The organism is Enterobacter quasihormaechei (assembly GCF_004331385.1).
GTDB classification, from domain to species: Bacteria; Pseudomonadota; Gammaproteobacteria; order Enterobacterales; family Enterobacteriaceae; genus Enterobacter; species Enterobacter quasihormaechei.
The window spans coordinates 13,745-26,035 of sequence record NZ_SJON01000028.1; the positions used below are offsets into that span (position 1 = coordinate 13,745).

The window sequence follows — 12,291 nt, forward strand, 5'->3', positions numbered from 1 at the left end:
TCCGTAACTTCTCAGGCGACCAGTTAGCGGCCGTAGCCTTTCAGGTTCGCCTTCTTCAATGCAGACTCATACTGACTGGACATCATCAGAGTTTGCACTTGAGCCATAAAGTCCATAATCACGACAACAACGATAAGCAGTGAGGTCCCACCGAAGTAGAACGGTACTTTCATTGCATCACGCATGAACTCCGGGATCAGGCAGATAAAAGTAATATAAAGCGCACCAACCAAAGTCAGGCGAGTCATTACTTTATCGATATACTTCGCCGTTTGCTCTCCCGGACGAATTCCTGGTACAAATGCACCGGACTTCTTCAGGTTATCTGCTGTTTCACGCGGGTTGAAGACCAACGCCGTGTAGAAGAAACAGAAGAAGATGATCGCAGACGCATAGAGTAACACATAAAGTGGTTGCCCAGGCTGCAAATACAGCGAAATTGTTGTCAGCCAGTTCCAACCAGTACCGCCCCCGAACCATGACGCGATGGTTGCCGGGAACAGAATAATACTGGAAGCGAAGATAGCCGGGATAACCCCCGCCATATTCACTTTCAGCGGTAAATGTGTGCTCTGTGCAGCATAGACACGACGACCCTGTTGACGCTTAGCGTAGTTCACCACAATGCGGCGTTGACCACGTTCAACGAAGACAACAAAGAACGTCACTGCAAATACTAATACTGCAACCAACAGCAACAGGAGGAAGTGCAGGTCGCCTTGACGCGCTTGCTCGATAGTATGGGCGATGGCCGGCGGGAGACCCGCAACGATACCGGCGAAGATAATGATTGAGATACCGTTACCGATACCTCGTTCAGTAATCTGTTCGCCGAGCCACATCAGGAACATGGTCCCTGTGACCAGACTAACAACAGCGGTGAAATAGAATGCAAAGCCTGGGTTTAATACCAGGCCCTGCATACCAGGCATATTCGGAAGACCGGTAGCAATACCGATCGACTGGAATATTGCCAGCACCAGAGTGCCGTAACGGGTGTACTGGCTAATCTTACGACGTCCAGACTCCCCTTCTTTCTTCAGCTCTGCCAGGGCCGGATGAACGACCGTCAGCAGCTGGATAATAATCGATGCCGAAATGTACGGCATAATACCCAGCGCGAAAATAGAAGCACGGCTGAGAGCACCACCAGAGAACATGTTGAACATTTCAATGATGGTGCCTCGCTGTTGCTCAAGCAGTTTGGCAAGTACAGCGGCATCAATACCAGGGATCGGAATAAAAGAGCCAATACGGAACACAATCAGCGCGCCGATTACAAACAGCAGTCTGCGTTTCAGCTCGCCAAATCCACCTTTGGCACTTTGAAAATCTAATCCCGGTTGCTTAGCCATCTGCTACTTATTCCTCAATTTTACCGCCAGCAGCTTCGATAGCAGCACGAGCACCTTTAGTAACACGCAGGCCACGAACAGTTACCGGAGTAGAAACTTCACCAGCCAGGATCACTTTCGCGAACTCGATCTGGATACCGATAATGTTAGCCGCTTTCAGCGTGTTCAGGTCTACAACGCCGCCTTCAACTTTCGCCAGGTCAGACAGACGGATTTCCGCTGTGATCGCTGCTTTGCGAGAGGTGAAGCCGAACTTCGGCAGACGACGGTACAGTGGCATCTGGCCACCCTCGAAACCGCGACGTACGCCACCGCCAGAACGAGAGTTCTGACCTTTGTGACCACGACCACCGGTTTTGCCGAGGCCAGAACCGATACCACGACCCAGGCGTTTACCCGCCTTTTTAGAGCCTTCGGCCGGAGACAGAGTATTTAAACGCATCTCTTACTCCTCAACTTTAACCATGAAGTAAACCGCGTTGACCATACCACGAACAGCAGGAGTATCCTCGCGCTCAACGGTATGACCAATACGACGCAGACCCAGGCCAAGCAGCGTTGCCTTGTGTTTCGGCAGACGACCGATTGCACTGCGGGTTTGAGTGATTTTAATAGTCTTTGCCATGGTCAATTACCCCAGAATTTCTTCAACGGATTTACCACGCTTGGCAGCGACCATTTCTGGAGAATTCATATTTTCCAGGCCATCAATAGTTGCACGAACCACGTTGATCGGGTTGGTGGAACCATATGCTTTAGCCAGAACGTTATGAACTCCAGCAACTTCCAGAACGGCGCGCATTGCACCACCGGCGATGATACCGGTACCTTCGGAAGCTGGCTGCATGAATACACGAGAACCCGTGTGAACACCTTTAACTGGGTGTTGCAGGGTACCGTTGTTCAGCGCGACGTTAATCATATTGCGACGGGCTTTTTCCATCGCTTTCTGGATCGCTGCTGGAACTTCACGCGCTTTACCGTAACCAAAACCAACGCGACCGTTACCATCACCAACTACAGTCAGAGCTGTGAAGGAGAAAATACGACCACCTTTAACGGTTTTAGATACGCGGTTTACCGCGATCAGCTTTTCCTGCAGTTCGCCAGCCTGTTTTTCGATGTGAGCCATCTTACACCTCTACCTTAGAACTGAAGGCCAGCTTCACGGGCAGCATCTGCCAGTGCCTGGACACGACCATGATATTGGAACCCGGAACGGTCAAAGGAAACATTGCTGATGCCTTTTTCCAGAGCGCGTTCTGCAACAGCTTTACCTACAGCTGCAGCGGCGTCTTTGTTACCGGTATACTTCAATTGTTCTGAGATAGCTTTTTCTACAGTAGAAGCAGCTACCAGAACTTCAGAACCGTTCGGTGCAATTACCTGTGCGTAAATATGACGCGGGGTACGATGTACCACCAGGCGAGTTGCACCCAGCTCTTTGAGCTTGCGGCGTGCGCGGGTCGCACGACGGATACGAGCAGATTTCTTATCCATAGTGTTACCTTACTTCTTCTTAGCCTCTTTGGTACGCACGACTTCGTCGGCGTAACGAACACCCTTGCCTTTATAAGGCTCAGGACGACGGTAGGCGCGCAGATCTGCTGCAACCTGACCGATCAGCTGTTTATCAGCGCCTTTCAGCACGATTTCAGTCTGAGTCGGACATTCTGCAGTGATACCGGCCGGCAGCGGATGCTCAACAGGGTGTGAGAAGCCCAGAGACAGGCCTACTGCATTCCCTTTGATAGCTGCACGATAACCTACACCAACCAGCTGAAGCTTTTTAGTGAAGCCTTCGGTAACACCAACAACCATTGAGTTCAGCAGGGCACGCGCGGTACCAGCCTGAGCCCATCCATCCACGAAACCATCACGTGGACCGAAGGTCAGAGCGTTATCTGCATGTTTAACTTCAACAGCTTTGTTGAGGGTACGAGTCAGCTCGCCGTTTTTACCTTTGATCGTAATAACCTGACCGTCGATTTTTACATCAACGCCGGCAGGAATAACGACCGGTGCTTTAGCAACACGAGACATTCTTTCCTCCGATTAGGCTACGTAGCAGATAATTTCGCCACCAAGACCAGCCTGGCGCGCTGCACGATCAGTCATAACACCTTTAGAGGTAGAAACAACTGCGATACCAAGACCAGCCATTACTTTTGGCAGCTCATCTTTTTTCTTATAGATGCGCAGGCCTGGGCGGCTGACACGCTGAATGCTTTCTACAACAGCTTTACCCTGGAAATACTTGAGAGTAAGTTCCAGTTCCGGCTTGGTGTCGCCTTCAACTTTAAAATCTTCGATAAAACCTTCTTCCTTCAGCACGTTGGCAATTGCCACTTTCAGCTTGGCGGAAGGCATGGTGACCGCAACTTTGTTCGCGGCCTGACCGTTACGGATACGGGTCAGCATATCCGCGATCGGATCTTGCATGCTCATCTGTCTTTACTCCCGTGATTCAATTGGTAATTACCAGCTAGCCTTTTTCAAGCCTGGTACTTCACCGCGCATGGCGGCTTCACGCAGTTTGATACGGCTCAACCCAAACTTGCCCACATAACCATGTGGACGACCTGTTTGACGACAGCGGTTACGCTGACGAGACGGGCTGGAATCACGCGGCAGAGACTGCAGCTTGAGAACCGCATTCCAACGATCTTCGTCGGAAGCGTTCACATCAGAAATGATCGCTTTCAGTTCAGCGCGTTTAGCGAAGAATTTATCAGCTAAAGCTACGCGCTTTACTTCGCGTGCTTTCATTGATTGCTTAGCCATTCAGTAACCCTACCTTACTTGCGGAACGGGAAGTCAAAGGCAGCCAGCAGAGCACGGCCTTCTTCGTCAGATTTCGCAGTAGTGGTAATGGTAATATCCAAACCACGCACGCGGTCGACTTTATCGTAGTCGATTTCTGGGAAGATGATCTGCTCACGGACACCCATGCTGTAGTTACCACGACCGTCGAAAGACTTAGCGGACAAGCCACGGAAGTCACGGATACGTGGAACAGCAATAGTGATCAGGCGCTCAAGGAACTCCCACATGCGTTCGCCACGCAGAGTTACTTTACAGCCGATCGGATAGCCCTGACGGATTTTGAAGCCTGCAACAGATTTGCGTGCTTTGGTGATCAGCGGTTTTTGACCGGAGATTGCTGTCAGGTCAGCTGCTGCGTTATCCAGCAGTTTCTTGTCAGCGATCGCTTCACCAACACCCATGTTCAGGGTGATCTTCTCGACCCGAGGGACTTGCATGACAGAATTGTAGCTAAACTCAGTCATGAGTTTGTTAACTACTTCGTCTTTGTAGTAATCATGCAGTTTCGCCATCGTACTACTCCAAATTACTTGATAGTTTCGCTGTTAGACTTGAAGAAACGGACTTTTTTGCCGTCTTCGAATCTAAAGCCTACACGGTCAGCCTTACCGGTAGCCGCATTGAAGATTGCAACGTTAGAAACCTGAATAGCAGCTTCTTTTTCAACGATGCCGCCTGGTTGGTTCAGGGCCGGAACCGGCTTCTGATGTTTCTTAACCAGGTTGATACCTTCAACGACAAGTTTGCCGGAAGACAGAACATTTTTTACTTTACCGCGTTTACCTTTATCTTTACCGGTTAACACGATAACTTCGTCATCACGACGGATTTTCGCTGCCATGATTCGCTCCTTAGAGTACTTCTGGTGCCAGAGAGATAATTTTCATGAACTTCTCAGTACGAAGTTCACGAGTTACCGGCCCAAAGATACGCGTGCCGATAGGCTGCTCGCTGTTATTGTTTAAAATAACGCATGCATTACCATCGAAGCGAATGACAGAACCGTCAGGGCGACGAACACCCTTCTTGGTGCGCACCACTACCGCCTTCAGCACATCACCTTTTTTGACCTTACCACGTGGAATTGCTTCCTTGATGGTGATCTTGATGATGTCGCCTACGCCTGCGTAGCGACGGTGCGAGCCACCCAGAACCTTGATACACATTACGCGACGTGCACCGGAGTTGTCGGCGACGTTCAGCATAGTCTGTTCTTGGATCATTTTAGTGCTCCGCTAATGTCAACTACTACCTGAGACTCTAAAATCAGAGCCGTTAAAAAGCCCCATATCGAGGGCGCGGCATTATAACACCGCTTCTGCAATATGGGTAGAAAAAATAAACGGCTCATCGCTGAGCCGTTTATTCGTATTGAGAATGCGTACTCTATTACAGAACCGCTTTCTCTACAACGCGAACCAGCGTCCAGGACTTAGTCTTGGACAGTGGACGGCATTCACGGATTTCAACCTTGTCGCCGATACCACATTCGTTGTTCTCGTCATGTACGTGCAGTTTGGTCGTACGCTTGATGAATTTACCGTAGATCGGGTGTTTCACAAAACGTTCGATAGCTACAACAATGGATTTCTCCATTTTATCGCTAACAACACGACCTTGCAGAGTACGGATTTTATCGGTCATTACGCACCCGCCTTCTGAGTCAGTAAAGTCTTAACGCGCGCAACATTGCGACGCACTTGCTTCAGCAGGTGAGTCTGTTGCAGCTGGCCACTTGCAGCCTGCATACGCAGGTTGAACTGCTCACGCAGCAGGTTCAGCAGCTCAGCGTTCAGCTCTTCAACGCTTTTTTCACGCAGCTCTTTTGCTTTCATTACATCACCGTCTTAGTTACAAAGGTGGTTTTGATAGGCAGTTTCGCTGCTGCCAGGCCGAAGGCTTCACGGGCCAGCTCTTCCGGAACACCGTCCATTTCATAAAGGACTTTGCCCGGTTGGATCAAGGCAACCCAGTACTCCACGTTACCTTTACCTTTACCCATACGAACTTCCAGTGGCTTCTCGGTGATCGGTTTGTCCGGGAATACACGGATCCAGATCTTACCTTGACGCTTAACTGCACGGGTCATTGCACGACGTGCTGCTTCGATCTGACGTGCAGTCAGACGACCACGGCCAACAGCTTTCAGACCGAAAGTGCCGAAGCTAACATCCGTACCCTGCGCCAGACCACGGTTGCGGCCTTTGTGCACTTTACGGAATTTTGTACGCTTTGGTTGTAACATCAGCGACGCTCCTTATTTACGGCCTTTACGCTGCTGCTTTTTAGGTTGAGCAGCCGGTTTTTCCGGTTGTTCAACAGCAGCCATACCACCCAGGATCTCACCTTTGAAGATCCATACCTTAACGCCGATTACACCGTAAGTGGTGTGCGCTTCAGAGGTGTTGTAGTCGATGTCAGCACGCAGAGTGTGCAGCGGTACGCGACCTTCGCGGTACCATTCGGTACGTGCGATTTCCGCGCCGCCCAGACGGCCGCTAACTTCAACTTTGATACCTTTAGCGCCCAGACGCATTGCGTTCTGTACAGCACGCTTCATAGCACGACGGAACATAACGCGACGTTCCAGCTGAGAAGTGATGCTGTCAGCAACCAATTTAGCGTCCAGTTCAGGCTTACGAACTTCAGCGATATTGATCTGTGCAGGAACGCCAGCGATATCCGCTACGACCTTGCGCAGTTTTTCTACGTCTTCGCCTTTCTTACCGATAACGATGCCAGGGCGAGCAGTGTGAATAGTCACACGGATGCTCTTAGCTGGACGCTCGATAACGATACGAGATACAGACGCTTTAGCCAGTTCCTTAGTCAGGTACTGACGTACTTTAAAATCGCTGTCCAGGTTGTCAGCGAATTCTTTGGTGTTCGCAAACCAGGTAGAGTTCCATGGTTTTACAATACCCAGGCGAATACCATTAGGATGTACTTTCTGACCCATTGCTAGTCTCCAGAGTCTCAGCGATCGGACACAACCACAGTAATGTGGCTGGTGCGCTTCAGGATGCGATCTGCACGACCTTTCGCACGCGGCATAATGCGCTTCATGCTTGGGCCTTCATCTACGAAAATTTTCGCGACTTTCAGATCGTCGATGTCAGCGCCATCGTTGTGTTCAGCGTTAGCAATGGCAGATTCCAGTACTTTCTTGACCAATACCGCAGCTTTCTTGTTGGTATAGGTCAGGATGTCCAGGGCCTGCGACACTTTCTTACCGCGAATCAGGTCAGCAACAAGGCGAACCTTCTGTGCAGAAGAACGAGCATGGCGATGTTGAGCTAAAGTTTCCATCTCTTCCTCCTACCTTATTTCTTCTTCGCTTTTTTATCAGCAGCGTGGCCGCGATAAGTACGAGTCGGTGCGAATTCACCCAGTTTGTGACCAACCATTTCGTCGGTAACAAAGACTGGAACGTGCTGACGACCATTATGGACAGCGATGGTCAAACCGATCATGTTAGGAAAGATCGTTGAACGACGGGACCAAGTGCGCAGGGGCTTCTTGTCTCCGCTTTCCACCGCTTTCTCTACCTTCTTCAGCAAGTGCAGGTCAATAAAAGGACCTTTCTTGAGAGAACGTGGCATGGCTTATCCTCTAAAATTATTTGCTACGGCGACGTACGATAAATTTATCAGTACGCTTGTTGCTGCGGGTCTTCTTACCTTTGGTCTGAACGCCCCACGGAGTTACCGGGTGCTTACCAAAGTTACGACCTTCACCACCACCATGTGGGTGATCGACTGGGTTCATCGCAGTACCGCGAACGGTAGGACGAACACCACGCCAGCGTGCAGCACCAGCTTTACCCAGAACGCGCAGCATATGCTCAGCATTGCCAACTTCGCCCAGAGTAGCGCGGCAGTCTGCTTCGACTTTACGCATTTCACCAGAACGCAGACGCAGGGTGACATAAGCACCGTCACGCGCAACGATCTGAACGTAAGTACCCGCGGAACGCGCCAGCTGACCGCCTTTACCTGGTTTCATTTCTACGTTATGAACGGTAGAACCAACCGGGATATTGCGCATCGGCAGGGTGTTGCCTGCTTTGATTGCAGCATCAACGCCAGACTGAATCTGGTCGCCAGCTTTCAGGCCTTTAGGGGCCAGGATGTAACGGCGTTCGCCATCTTTGTACAGAACCAGCGCGATGTTCGCGGAACGGTTCGGATCGTACTCAAGACGCTCAACAACTGCTGGGATACCGTCTTTGTTGCGTTTGAAGTCAACAATACGATAAGCCTGCTTGTGGCCACCACCGATGTGACGAGTGGTGATACGGCCATTGTTGTTACGACCACCGGATTTGCTGTTTTTTTCCAGCAACGGAGCAAAAGGTTTGCCCTTGTGCAGCTCAGGGTTAACCACTTTAACTACGTGGCGACGACCCGGAGATGTCGGTTTACATTTAACAACTGCCATTGTATTACTCCTCCGACTTACTCAGCGCCGCCAACGAAGTCCAGGTTCTGGCCTTCTTTCAGGGTGACGTAAGCTTTTTTCCAGTCGCTACGACGACCGATACGCTGTCCGTGACGTTTAACTTTCCCTTTAACTACCAGGGTGTTAACGACTTCGACTTCGACTTCAAACAGTTTCTGCACAGCAGCTTTGATTTCTGCTTTGGTCGCGTCTTTAGCAACTTTGAGAACGATGGTGTTTGTTTTTTCCATCGCAGTAGACGCTTTTTCAGAAACGTGCGGTGCGCGCAGCACCTTCAGCAGACGTTCTTCACGAATCATGCCAGCATCTCCTCAACTTGCTTAACAGCATCAGCAGTCATTACGACTTTGTCGAAGGCGATCAGGCTAACCGGGTCGATACCAGTCGCGTCGCGTACGTCAACCTTGTGCAGGTTACGCGCGGCCAGGAACAGGTTCTCGTCCAGCTCACCGGTGATGATCAGCACATCTTCCAGAGCCATGTCTTTCAGTTTCTGAGCCAGCAGCTTAGTTTTAGGCGCTTCAACAGAGAACTTCTCGACAACGATCAGACGATCCTGACGTACCAGTTCGGACAGAATGCTTTTCAGCGCGCCGCGGTACATCTTTTTGTTAACTTTTTGACTGTGGTCCTGTGGACGCGCAGCGAAGGTCACGCCACCTGAACGCCAGATCGGGCTCTTGATAGAACCTGAACGCGCACGGCCGGTACCTTTCTGGCGCCATGGCTTTTTGCCAGAACCAGTTACTTCAGCACGAGTCTTCTGAGCACGAGTACCCTGACGAGCACCAGCTGCATAAGCAACAACAACCTGGTGAACCAGCGCTTCGTTGAAATCACGACCGAAGGTAGTTTCGGAAACAGTCAGCGCGCTCTGCGCGTCTTTCAATACTAATTCCATTGCTATCCCCTTACGCCTTCACAGCTGGTTTAACGATCAGGTCGCTACCGGTTGCACCCGGGACCGCACCTTTAACCAGCAGCAGGTTGCGCTCAGCGTCAACACGTACTACGTCCAGGCTCTGAACGGTTACACGTTCGTTACCCAGCTGACCTGCCATTTTCTTGCCTTTGAACACTTTGCCCGGAGTCTGGTTCTGACCGATAGAACCCGGAACGCGGTGAGACAAGGAGTTACCGTGGGTAGCGTCCTGGGTACGGAAGTTCCAGCGCTTAACGGTACCAGCAAAACCTTTACCTTTAGAGGTACCGGTTACGTCAACTTTTTTAACGTCAGCAAACAGCTCAACGCTAATGTCCTGACCTACGGTGAACTCTTCGCCTTCAGCAAGACGGAATTCCCACAGACCACGGCCAGCTTCAACGCCAGCTTTAGCGAAGTGACCCGCTTCTGGTTTGGTTACACGGTTAGCTTTTTTAGCACCAGTGGTAACCTGAATAGCGCGGTAGCCATCGTTAGCCAGATCTTTAACCTGAGTAACGCGGTTTGCTTCAACTTCGATTACGGTTACTGGGATAGAAACGCCATCTTCAGTGAAGATGCGGGTCATACCCACTTTTTTACCGACTAAACCAATCATTGTTTCAACCTCTCAATCGCTCGATGACCTGATTAACCCAGGCTGATCTGCACGTCTACACCGGCAGCCAGATCCAGACGCATCAGAGCATCAACGGTTTTCTCAGTTGGCTCAACGATGTCAACCAGACGCTTGTGAGTGCGGATTTCGTACTGATCACGCGCATCTTTGTTAACGTGCGGAGAGATCAGAACGGTAAAGCGCTCTTTGCGGGTCGGCAGCGGGATCGGACCACGGACTTGCGCACCAGTGCGCTTAGCAGTCTCGACGATTTCCGCGGTTGATTGATCGATCAGACGATGATCAAACGCTTTAAGGCGGATACGGATTCTTTGGTTCTGCATGAGACCAGAGCTCCAATTATTTTATAAACGAAAATGATTACTCCTCAAACCCATTACGATTGATGGGAGAGTGTAACCGTTCTTACGTAGCTCCCCAATTGGGAGCATTGTTGAGTAACAAAGTGAGCTACTCTGGTTCAGATTGAACCCGCCGTCAATTACGACAAGCCCGCGCATTATACGTAAATCTGGGCAAGACGCAAGTGCCGTTTAGAAATTAAGCGCTAAAGGCATAGTGTGCGTGTGGCCACGCAACCTTTTCTGCAATAGCTCTTGTCTCACCGCTTTTCCTGAAGCGGCTACGCAACTGCGGATTTTGCACATTGCCGGGCACAGGGATTAGAAAGAATATGCGCTCAAATCCTTTTGAGGCCTGTGCCATGTTAATGACCCTCCCCTTTCTCCTAATCTATTTTTCGCTGTCGGCCTTGCTGGTACGCGCAGATATTCGCGATGGGCTCCTGCCCGACCGCTTGCTCTGCCCGCTGCTCTGGACGGGCCTGCTTTACCAGCTTTGTCTCCATCCTGATTTTTTACCGAGCGCGGTGGTGGGTGCGATGACAGGCTATGTTGGATTCGCCGCCATCTATTGGGGCTATCGGCTTGTCTGCCAACGTGAAGGGATGGGGTATGGCGATGTAAAATATCTGGCGGCGCTGGGGGCATGGCACGGCTGGTGTGCGCTCCCAATACTGGCGTTAGTGGCCGCATTGATGGCGCTGCTATACCTGACGGGTTTCTCGTTAATCAACCCAGATAAAGGGGCATTAAAAAACCCACTGCCTTTTGGGCCATTTCTGGCGGCAGCGGGTTTATGCGTTGGCTGGGAAAGCCTGATTAACTTTCCACTTTAATCTGAGACTGGAGATAGTTCTGTAGGCCAATTTTGCTGATGAGATCCAGTTCGGTTTCCAGCCAGTCGATATGCCCTTCTTCATCGGCCAGGATCTGGATCATCATATCGCGGCTGACGTAGTCATGTACGCTATCCGCATAGGCAATGGCTTCACGCAAGTCTTTTGCGCCCTCCAGCTCCAGCCGGAGATCGGAACGCAGCATCTCTTCGACATCCTCGCCGATGCCCAGTTTTCCCAGATCCTGTAGGTTAGGGATGCCTTCAAGGAATAAAATACGCTCAATGTATTTATCGGCGTGTTTCATTTCATCAATGGACTCATGGTATTCCACATCGTTGAGGCGAGTCAGTCCCCAGTTCTTGAACATTCTTGCATGGAGAAAATACTGATTGATTGCGACAAGCTCATTTCCCAATAATTTATTGAGATAACTTATGATTTTAACATCACCTTTCATTATATAGTCCCTCCGCTTCCACTCATTGAAGCGTAGAACGGGCTACGGGGATGTCAAAAAAAAGATAGAGGCTTACGCGATCTCTTTGAATTCCGGGATCTGCATCAGTTCGTCCTGCATGATCTCACGCGCTGCGCGAACGCATTTACCGCATTGATTTCCCACCGGAACAAACTTGCGAAGCTGCTGGAATGATTGTGGCTGAAACTGGCGAACGGCCTGACGAATTTTTTTGTCGCTTACACCATTACATAAACAAACGTACATAAAGACTCCCGTTCAAAATATGCGCAAAGTGTAAGTGAGAATGGTTATGATTACAATAGCACATACGCCAGGATACGGGCCGGGAGCGGTTAAAAAATGCGAAAGTTTGTGACAGGGAAAGGGTCAGAAAATAAAAAAGGACGCCGAAGCGTCCTTTTTATTTCAGGGATAATTAATTAGCCC

The 12,291-nt window shown here is 50.3% G+C and carries 25 protein-coding genes; 1 reads left to right on the plus strand and 24 read right to left on the minus strand.

Annotated elements, in window-relative coordinates:
- Positions 1-23: 23 nt before the first annotated feature.
- The 22 genes from secY to rpsJ all read right to left on the minus strand — a co-directional run bounded on the left by secY (position 24) and on the right by rpsJ (position 10,527).
- On the minus strand, positions 24-1,355 hold the full coding sequence (gene secY, locus E0L16_RS21325; RefSeq protein ID WP_003863305.1) for a preprotein translocase subunit SecY: 1,332 nt from the start codon (positions 1,353-1,355) through the stop codon (positions 24-26).
- Positions 1,356-1,362: 7 nt separating this feature from the next.
- Complete coding sequence (gene rplO / locus E0L16_RS21330) at positions 1,363-1,797, minus strand: 50S ribosomal protein L15 (RefSeq protein ID WP_003863304.1); 435 nt, start codon at positions 1,795-1,797, stop codon at positions 1,363-1,365.
- A 3-nt stretch (positions 1,798-1,800) separates the two neighbouring features.
- On the minus strand, positions 1,801-1,980 hold the full coding sequence (gene rpmD, locus E0L16_RS21335; protein ID WP_003863301.1) for a 50S ribosomal protein L30: 180 nt from the start codon (positions 1,978-1,980) through the stop codon (positions 1,801-1,803).
- 6 nt (positions 1,981-1,986) lie between these two features.
- Positions 1,987-2,487, minus strand: a complete 501-nt coding sequence (rpsE, locus tag E0L16_RS21340; RefSeq protein WP_003863299.1) for a 30S ribosomal protein S5 — start codon at positions 2,485-2,487, stop codon at positions 1,987-1,989.
- A gap of 14 nt (positions 2,488-2,501) precedes the next feature.
- Positions 2,502-2,855 (minus strand): 50S ribosomal protein L18, encoded by a 354-nt coding sequence (gene rplR, locus E0L16_RS21345; RefSeq protein ID WP_003863297.1) that lies wholly within the window; start codon positions 2,853-2,855, stop codon positions 2,502-2,504.
- Positions 2,856-2,864: 9 nt separating this feature from the next.
- The gene (rplF, locus tag E0L16_RS21350; protein ID WP_003863296.1) at positions 2,865-3,398 is read right to left on the minus strand and encodes a 50S ribosomal protein L6; all 534 of its coding nucleotides are present in this window, start codon (positions 3,396-3,398) and stop codon (positions 2,865-2,867) included.
- 12 nt (positions 3,399-3,410) lie between these two features.
- Positions 3,411-3,803, minus strand: a complete 393-nt coding sequence (rpsH, locus tag E0L16_RS21355) for a 30S ribosomal protein S8 (RefSeq protein WP_006178918.1) — start codon at positions 3,801-3,803, stop codon at positions 3,411-3,413.
- 30 nt (positions 3,804-3,833) lie between these two features.
- Positions 3,834-4,139, minus strand: a complete 306-nt coding sequence (rpsN, locus tag E0L16_RS21360) for a 30S ribosomal protein S14 (RefSeq protein WP_003863291.1) — start codon at positions 4,137-4,139, stop codon at positions 3,834-3,836.
- Positions 4,140-4,153: 14 nt separating this feature from the next.
- Positions 4,154-4,693: a 50S ribosomal protein L5 gene (gene rplE, locus E0L16_RS21365; protein ID WP_022649589.1), complete on the minus strand. Its 540-nt coding sequence runs from the start codon at positions 4,691-4,693 to the stop codon at positions 4,154-4,156.
- 14 nt (positions 4,694-4,707) lie between these two features.
- Positions 4,708-5,022 carry a 50S ribosomal protein L24 gene (gene rplX / locus E0L16_RS21370; RefSeq protein WP_003863287.1) on the minus strand — a complete coding sequence of 105 codons (315 nt, stop codon included), beginning with the start codon at positions 5,020-5,022 and terminating at the stop codon, positions 4,708-4,710.
- Positions 5,023-5,032: 10 nt separating this feature from the next.
- On the minus strand, positions 5,033-5,404 hold the full coding sequence (rplN, locus tag E0L16_RS21375) for a 50S ribosomal protein L14 (RefSeq protein ID WP_002919748.1): 372 nt from the start codon (positions 5,402-5,404) through the stop codon (positions 5,033-5,035).
- 166 nt (positions 5,405-5,570) lie between these two features.
- Positions 5,571-5,825 carry a 30S ribosomal protein S17 gene (rpsQ, locus tag E0L16_RS21380; protein WP_002438707.1) on the minus strand — a complete coding sequence of 85 codons (255 nt, stop codon included), beginning with the start codon at positions 5,823-5,825 and terminating at the stop codon, positions 5,571-5,573.
- Positions 5,825-6,016 (minus strand): 50S ribosomal protein L29, encoded by a 192-nt coding sequence (rpmC, locus tag E0L16_RS21385; RefSeq protein ID WP_003863282.1) that lies wholly within the window; start codon positions 6,014-6,016, stop codon positions 5,825-5,827. Before rpmC ends, rpsQ begins: the two co-directional genes overlap by 1 nt.
- A complete protein-coding gene (rplP, locus tag E0L16_RS21390) occupies positions 6,016-6,426 on the minus strand; it encodes a 50S ribosomal protein L16 (protein WP_002919759.1) in 411 nt (136 codons plus the stop codon). Before rplP ends, rpmC begins: the two co-directional genes overlap by 1 nt.
- A 12-nt stretch (positions 6,427-6,438) precedes the next feature.
- On the minus strand, positions 6,439-7,140 hold the full coding sequence (gene rpsC, locus E0L16_RS21395; protein WP_000529945.1) for a 30S ribosomal protein S3: 702 nt from the start codon (positions 7,138-7,140) through the stop codon (positions 6,439-6,441).
- Positions 7,141-7,157: 17 nt separating this feature from the next.
- Entirely contained in the window at positions 7,158-7,490 is a 333-nt protein-coding gene (gene rplV / locus E0L16_RS21400) for a 50S ribosomal protein L22 (RefSeq protein WP_002919773.1), read from the minus strand.
- A 14-nt stretch (positions 7,491-7,504) separates the two neighbouring features.
- Positions 7,505-7,783 carry a 30S ribosomal protein S19 gene (rpsS, locus tag E0L16_RS21405; RefSeq protein ID WP_001138117.1) on the minus strand — a complete coding sequence of 93 codons (279 nt, stop codon included), beginning with the start codon at positions 7,781-7,783 and terminating at the stop codon, positions 7,505-7,507.
- Positions 7,784-7,799: 16 nt separating this feature from the next.
- Positions 7,800-8,621 carry a 50S ribosomal protein L2 gene (gene rplB / locus E0L16_RS21410; protein ID WP_000301859.1) on the minus strand — a complete coding sequence of 274 codons (822 nt, stop codon included), beginning with the start codon at positions 8,619-8,621 and terminating at the stop codon, positions 7,800-7,802.
- A gap of 17 nt (positions 8,622-8,638) precedes the next feature.
- On the minus strand, positions 8,639-8,941 hold the full coding sequence (gene rplW, locus E0L16_RS21415) for a 50S ribosomal protein L23 (RefSeq protein ID WP_000617546.1): 303 nt from the start codon (positions 8,939-8,941) through the stop codon (positions 8,639-8,641).
- A complete protein-coding gene (gene rplD / locus E0L16_RS21420; RefSeq protein ID WP_000424395.1) occupies positions 8,938-9,543 on the minus strand; it encodes a 50S ribosomal protein L4 in 606 nt (201 codons plus the stop codon). The genes rplW and rplD overlap by 4 nt, the downstream gene beginning before the upstream one ends.
- A 10-nt stretch (positions 9,544-9,553) precedes the next feature.
- Positions 9,554-10,183 (minus strand): 50S ribosomal protein L3, encoded by a 630-nt coding sequence (gene rplC, locus E0L16_RS21425; RefSeq protein ID WP_003863274.1) that lies wholly within the window; start codon positions 10,181-10,183, stop codon positions 9,554-9,556.
- A 32-nt stretch (positions 10,184-10,215) separates the two neighbouring features.
- Positions 10,216-10,527: a 30S ribosomal protein S10 gene (gene rpsJ, locus E0L16_RS21430; RefSeq protein ID WP_001181005.1), complete on the minus strand. Its 312-nt coding sequence runs from the start codon at positions 10,525-10,527 to the stop codon at positions 10,216-10,218.
- A gap of 380 nt (positions 10,528-10,907) precedes the next feature.
- Between rpsJ and E0L16_RS21435 the strand changes: the two genes are divergently transcribed.
- Positions 10,908-11,381, plus strand: a complete 474-nt coding sequence (locus tag E0L16_RS21435) for a prepilin peptidase (RefSeq protein ID WP_107535631.1) — start codon at positions 10,908-10,910, stop codon at positions 11,379-11,381.
- On the opposite strand, the gene bfr is transcribed toward E0L16_RS21435, so the two are convergent.
- Both bfr and bfd read right to left on the minus strand, forming a co-directional pair.
- Positions 11,365-11,841, minus strand: a complete 477-nt coding sequence (gene bfr / locus E0L16_RS21440) for a bacterioferritin (RefSeq protein WP_003863270.1) — start codon at positions 11,839-11,841, stop codon at positions 11,365-11,367. The genes E0L16_RS21435 and bfr overlap by 17 nt on opposite strands.
- Before the next feature lie 72 nt (positions 11,842-11,913).
- Complete coding sequence (gene bfd / locus E0L16_RS21445) at positions 11,914-12,108, minus strand: bacterioferritin-associated ferredoxin (protein WP_003863268.1); 195 nt, start codon at positions 12,106-12,108, stop codon at positions 11,914-11,916.
- Positions 12,109-12,291: the final 183 nt, after the last annotated feature.

Bases quoted from the DNA above. Each gene is read 5' to 3' on its own strand.
- rplC (WP_003863274.1), bottom strand. From the start codon at position 10,183: ATGATTGGTTTAGTCGGTAAAAAAGTGGGTATGACCCGCATCTTCACT.
- rplN (WP_002919748.1), bottom strand. From the start codon at position 5,404: ATGATCCAAGAACAGACTATGCTGAACGTCGCCGACAACTCCGGTGCA.
- secY (WP_003863305.1), bottom strand. From the start codon at position 1,355: ATGGCTAAGCAACCGGGATTAGATTTTCAAAGTGCCAAAGGTGGATTT.
- rpsC (WP_000529945.1), bottom strand. From the start codon at position 7,140: ATGGGTCAGAAAGTACATCCTAATGGTATTCGCCTGGGTATTGTAAAA.
- rplB (WP_000301859.1), bottom strand. From the start codon at position 8,621: ATGGCAGTTGTTAAATGTAAACCGACATCTCCGGGTCGTCGCCACGTA.
- rplV (WP_002919773.1), bottom strand. From the start codon at position 7,490: ATGGAAACTTTAGCTCAACATCGCCATGCTCGTTCTTCTGCACAGAAG.
- rplE (WP_022649589.1), bottom strand. From the start codon at position 4,693: ATGGCGAAACTGCATGATTACTACAAAGACGAAGTAGTTAACAAACTC.
- rpsQ (WP_002438707.1), bottom strand. From the start codon at position 5,825: ATGACCGATAAAATCCGTACTCTGCAAGGTCGTGTTGTTAGCGATAAA.
- rpsJ (WP_001181005.1), bottom strand. From the start codon at position 10,527: ATGCAGAACCAAAGAATCCGTATCCGCCTTAAAGCGTTTGATCATCGT.
- rplF (WP_003863296.1), bottom strand. From the start codon at position 3,398: ATGTCTCGTGTTGCTAAAGCACCGGTCGTTATTCCTGCCGGCGTTGAT.
- rpsS (WP_001138117.1), bottom strand. From the start codon at position 7,783: ATGCCACGTTCTCTCAAGAAAGGTCCTTTTATTGACCTGCACTTGCTG.
- bfd (WP_003863268.1), bottom strand. From the start codon at position 12,108: ATGTACGTTTGTTTATGTAATGGTGTAAGCGACAAAAAAATTCGTCAG.
- rplW (WP_000617546.1), bottom strand. From the start codon at position 8,941: ATGATTCGTGAAGAACGTCTGCTGAAGGTGCTGCGCGCACCGCACGTT.
- rpsE (WP_003863299.1), bottom strand. From the start codon at position 2,487: ATGGCTCACATCGAAAAACAGGCTGGCGAACTGCAGGAAAAGCTGATC.
- rpsN (WP_003863291.1), bottom strand. From the start codon at position 4,139: ATGGCTAAGCAATCAATGAAAGCACGCGAAGTAAAGCGCGTAGCTTTA.
- rplP (WP_002919759.1), bottom strand. From the start codon at position 6,426: ATGTTACAACCAAAGCGTACAAAATTCCGTAAAGTGCACAAAGGCCGC.
- rpmC (WP_003863282.1), bottom strand. From the start codon at position 6,016: ATGAAAGCAAAAGAGCTGCGTGAAAAAAGCGTTGAAGAGCTGAACGCT.
- rpsH (WP_006178918.1), bottom strand. From the start codon at position 3,803: ATGAGCATGCAAGATCCGATCGCGGATATGCTGACCCGTATCCGTAAC.
- rplD (WP_000424395.1), bottom strand. From the start codon at position 9,543: ATGGAATTAGTATTGAAAGACGCGCAGAGCGCGCTGACTGTTTCCGAA.
- rplR (WP_003863297.1), bottom strand. From the start codon at position 2,855: ATGGATAAGAAATCTGCTCGTATCCGTCGTGCGACCCGCGCACGCCGC.
- rplO (WP_003863304.1), bottom strand. From the start codon at position 1,797: ATGCGTTTAAATACTCTGTCTCCGGCCGAAGGCTCTAAAAAGGCGGGT.
- bfr (WP_003863270.1), bottom strand. From the start codon at position 11,841: ATGAAAGGTGATGTTAAAATCATAAGTTATCTCAATAAATTATTGGGA.
- rpmD (WP_003863301.1), bottom strand. From the start codon at position 1,980: ATGGCAAAGACTATTAAAATCACTCAAACCCGCAGTGCAATCGGTCGT.
- E0L16_RS21435 (WP_107535631.1), top strand. From the start codon at position 10,908: ATGTTAATGACCCTCCCCTTTCTCCTAATCTATTTTTCGCTGTCGGCC.
- rplX (WP_003863287.1), bottom strand. From the start codon at position 5,022: ATGGCAGCGAAAATCCGTCGTGATGACGAAGTTATCGTGTTAACCGGT.